This window comes from Pseudoalteromonas sp. TB64 (assembly GCF_000498095.1).
Lineage (GTDB): Bacteria > Pseudomonadota > Gammaproteobacteria > Enterobacterales > Alteromonadaceae > Pseudoalteromonas.
In genome coordinates, this window is the sequence record NZ_AUTQ01000001.1 from 1 (window position 1) to 4,280 (window position 4,280).

Here is a 4,280-nt window from a genome sequence, read left to right on the forward strand (position 1 = left end):
GGGTTTACAGGGCTCGTAATTACCAACTTTACTTCGCAAGCGGCGATGGAAATTTATGGCGATTACATGCGCAACATGGGGATGCCAGAAGATGAAATAGCGCATAGCCATTTATCAGACGACGTATCAAACGTATTAGGCGAGTTAATGAACCAAATTGTTGGCGACTTTACGTCTAAAGTGCGCGAGCAGTTACATACCTCGATTACGCAAAACCAGCCAAAAATGATGGCAATAAACAAACAAGTGCAAATATCGGTAGATACCACGATGGATCGACCACAAGCCCGCCGCGTAACATTCACCACAAGTAAACAAAATATTTTTTACTTGGAATTAGCAATGGATAAAACGGAGTTTATTAAATTACATGACTTTGATATTGCAGAAGCAATTGATCCAGACGACATAATTGCGGATGAAGCTAAAAAGAAAGCTGATAAAGAAAAAGTATCTACCGCAGTAGATCAAGACGATAACGATGATGATTTTATGGCAGGCTTAGGGCTTTAAGTCTATTTACGTAGATTGGGTTGAGTGAAACGAAACCCAACGACTGCTCTGCTATTAATCTTTAGTTATGAGTGTTCAGGTTAGTGATTAAAATAAAAGCGCGATTTATATCGCGCTTTTTCGTCATGTTAGCTTTATTTGAATAAGTAAACCTACTCTTTAAACTTATAACCCACACTATAAACCGCAGCTATTGGGTTTAGCCCTGCTTGAACGTCGTTAATCTTTTTTCGTATATTTTTAATGTGTGTATCAATGTTGCGATCGGATATGTCGGCTGTGTCGCTATATACGTTATTAATAATATCTTCGCGGGTAAAAACACGACCTACGTGGCTTATAAATAATAAAAATATTTTAAACTCGACGGCGGTAAAGCCAATACTTTTGCCGTTTAGGCGTGCTTCGTAATCGTCTTTGTGTAATTGAAAATTATTATGATTGATGATGTTGGCTTTAGGCTGGCTGGTTCTTCTTAGTACGGCTTTTATGCGTGCTATAACTTCTTTGGGGCTGAAGGGTTTGCATATGTAGTCATCGGCGCCGAGCTCTAAACCCAGTAAGCGGTCTATTTCTTCACTTTTTGCGGTAAGCATAATAATAGGCACACTTGAAAAGGCTCTAATTTGCTTACATAGCTCTGTGCCATCAACATCTGGCAGCATTAAATCAAGAAGTATTAAATCTACAACGTTTTGTTTTACAAAACTAACTACACCTTTGCCACTATTAAAGTGCTCAGTTTCGTAATTTTGTTGCTTAGCATAGGCAATAAGTACCTCTGCAATGTTTTCTTCGTCTTCAACAATAAGTATTTTTTGTGATGCCATTATTTTAACCTAAAAGTGCCAGCGTTATTTTAACTTCTAGCCCACCAAGTGGTGAGTTGTGCAACGATATTTGACCGCCATGTGCCTCTACTATTTGTTTGCAAAGTGCAAGTCCTAAGCCTGAGCCGCCGTGCTCTCGGCTTCGAGATTTTTCAACGCGATAAAAACGCTCAAACAATTTTTGTAAGTCGTTTGGTAAAACACTTGGGGCTGAGTCTTGTAAAATAAGCTCAATGTTATTGGGTGTTTTGTTGGCAAGTATTATTACTTGCCCGCCTTTATGCGTGTATCTGCAGGTATTTTCTAACAGGTTTGAAAATAATTGTACAAGGCGTTCTTTATCGCCATTTATTATACATTTACCGGCTTTGGCTAAGCTTTTGCTATCTACATTTAATTCACGCTCTTTAAAGCGAGCGGTGTAGTTTTCAATTGATTGCTCAAAAATAGTAATTAAATCAATGCGCGTATTGTTATAGGTTAAATTAACGCTATCTGTTTGTGCTAGTTGGGCTAGGTCGTCAACAATGTGACTTAAGTTATCTACTTGGTTTATGAGTAAATTAATGCGCTTTGTGTCGGCTGTAAATACACCATCTTGCACAGCTAACAAGTGCGATCGTAGTACGGTAAGTGGGGTTCTTAATTCGTGGGATGTGTCTGACACCCATTGAAACCGCATTTGTTGGTTTTGCTCAAGCGTGTGGGCTAAGGCGTTAAAATTGTTGGATAGAGTACCTAGCTCATCTTTACTAGAGGGGATTATTCTGCTGGCAAAATTTCCGTTTGTTAACTCATCGGTGCCAGTTACTATTTGCTTTATTGGTTTTATTAAATGGCGAGATAACACAATAGCCATAATAAATGCGAGCACAATAACGAGTAACGTGATCATAAAATAGTTATGAAATTGCGCTGCTAAAAATGCTTTTGCTGGGCTACTTTGCACAAGTTTTGAAGGGACTAAACCTATCCAGCCTATAACGTTATTGTTTAATAAAATAGGCTCTATATGTGGGTTGTCGTTTAAATTAGCTCTACCAACAACAACCTTTTTATTTTGATCATATAAACTTATACGTTGCCCTGTTTTAAGGGAACCTGCAGGTAAGTGTACCCACAATAAAGAGGGCGTTGCATTGCTGCTATTTGGTTTGGGTGGGGTGCTTGTGTGTTTATTCGTTTTAGGCTCGCCTGGCTTTTTTTGTGGCTCTACAATAGAGCGCCATAATTGTGTGTTTTGCGTAATGGGTTGCCAACTGCCTAATTCGCTATAAAGCTCAATAAGTTGCTGCTTAACCATTGCTACATGCTTTGTTTCTTCTTGTTCAACAAAGTCGTTAAACCCTGACGAAAAGGTCATGTATATAAACACAAACATAAGCCCAACAAGGGCGATATTAGTGATAAAAAAAGCTAAAAAGAATTTATGTATTAATTTCACTGATTGGCAAATAGTAAAAATCATGACGTTAACGTACCAAGCAGTATTGCATATTGATTATGTGCCTACAATTAGCGTATTTAGGGAGTTGCTTACTAAAATCCTTTTTGAGTAAGCTTTTTAGGTATGTTGATATTTGGACTAGAACTTTATTTTTGCGGTATCGTCAGCACCCAGTAACTTATATTGTGGTTTTACAAAGCTTGCGTGTACTGCACCTAAACTTTTAGGGAACGATATGGCAAGCTCATCTACTGTTGTAAATGTGTGCTTCGCTTGAAAAACAATTTCTAGGTCGTGCGCTTCGTTGTTGCTGGTGGTAAAAGCGACGCGTTCAAACACGATAACTTGCTGATTTACACGTAAGCTCGTTTTTTGTTTAAGTGCATTTTTTACAAACTCTTCTTGTTGCTCTGCACTTAAGTTTGTAGGCATAAGCTTATCAATATCGCCCATAAGCCATGCTTGCTCGCTTTGCAGCGCTGAAGTTAAATGCTCAGCATTAGTTAATACTTTAACCTCAACTTGCCCGTCTCTTAAAATTACTTGGGCTGTTGTGTTTTTTAATACATGGGCGCTCACTTGAGCGCTCATACTTGTTAAAATACACGCTAGCATTAGCCATTTTAATTTTTTTAAAAAATACATAATTACTACCTTTTATTGAGGCGGTTGACCTTTTTGTTTATTGAGGTTGCTCAATAGTTGCTTTACAAATAAGGGTGTTGTCGGTTTCTAAGTCTTCGCCCCATATGAACTTTGCATTTTCATCCCAGTTAATATCGTCGTAACCATCTTTTGGTCCTACATCGGCAAAGTTGTGCTCTACTGCATTAGCCCAGTTTGCGTTATCAAAGTTACTTTGCAGCCAGTTAGTTGGCGCTTCTTTTGACATAAACGTACAAACGCCTTCGCCCGCGACTGGATTTGATTCGCTTTCGCATAATTTGTTAAGTGGCGCTTTGTGAAGTATTTCGCATTTAAAGCTTTGATCGCTAACGGCAACTACTTTATTTGTATCGGTGTCGGTAAGTTGCATAATAAAACCGCCATCACCCACTTGCTGATTTTTAGCACCGATGTATTCAAGCCCAGTGTCGTTTTGCTTAAAGTCTTTAATTATTAAATTAAGCTCAATAGGGTAGTTTGCAGAAAACGTAATGCTTTCGGCATTAAATGAACGCTCTGTGGTTATAGGCACAGAATCTTCAACAAGTAACTGCTCGCCAATGTAGGCTGTAAACCAGTTATCAGCCCATGCTTCTAGCTTTAAGTTATGCTTGCCTGTAATGGCAGAATTTGTATTTTGCTTAGTGACTGTAGGAGTAAGGTGATTTGGTTGCGGACCTCTACAAAATGTACCTGTTTGAACTTTGCCACCATTACTGATAGTTTTTTGTTTAAAGCTATAGCAGTCTTTTCCCTGTGATGCAGGGCTGTAAGTAGTAAAGTAGTTTTCACCTTTGTATGAATAGCTCATTGTACGGCTGCCG

4 protein-coding genes and 1 pseudogene are annotated in these 4,280 nt (G+C 38.6%); 1 reads left to right on the forward strand and 4 read right to left on the reverse strand.

All coding sequences use genetic code 11. From position 1 onward, the window contains the following. Positions 1 to 513 (forward strand): DUF3334 family protein (locus tag L647_RS01000000123410; RefSeq protein WP_024609394.1); only part of this gene is annotated, 513 nt, incomplete at its 5' end. A gap of 152 nt (positions 514 to 665) precedes the next feature. Here L647_RS01000000123410 and L647_RS0100010 read toward each other — a convergent pair. The 4 genes and pseudogenes from L647_RS0100010 to L647_RS0100025 all read right to left on the reverse strand — a co-directional run. Further along, the gene (locus L647_RS0100010; RefSeq protein ID WP_024609395.1) at positions 666 to 1,343 is read right to left on the reverse strand and encodes a response regulator; all 678 of its coding nucleotides are present in this window, start codon (positions 1,341 to 1,343) and stop codon (positions 666 to 668) included. A gap of 4 nt (positions 1,344 to 1,347) precedes the next feature. After that, entirely contained in the window at positions 1,348 to 2,706 is a 1,359-nt protein-coding gene (locus L647_RS0100015) for an ATP-binding protein (RefSeq protein ID WP_253948822.1), read from the reverse strand. Between the two features lie 222 nt (positions 2,707 to 2,928). Continuing rightward, the gene (locus L647_RS0100020; protein ID WP_024609397.1) at positions 2,929 to 3,435 is read right to left on the reverse strand and encodes a hypothetical protein; all 507 of its coding nucleotides are present in this window, start codon (positions 3,433 to 3,435) and stop codon (positions 2,929 to 2,931) included. Between the two features lie 37 nt (positions 3,436 to 3,472). Beyond that, a pseudogene (locus tag L647_RS0100025) lies at positions 3,473 to 4,280 on the reverse strand (PEBP family protein); the annotation flags it as partial.

Coding starts and splice junctions, on each gene's coding strand:
- L647_RS0100010 (WP_024609395.1), bottom strand. CDS start 1,343: ATGGCATCACAAAAAATACTTATTGTTGAAGACGAAGAAAACATTGCA.
- L647_RS0100015 (WP_253948822.1), bottom strand. CDS start 2,706: ATGACCTTTTCGTCAGGGTTTAACGACTTTGTTGAACAAGAAGAAACA.
- L647_RS0100020 (WP_024609397.1), bottom strand. CDS start 3,435: ATGTATTTTTTAAAAAAATTAAAATGGCTAATGCTAGCGTGTATTTTA.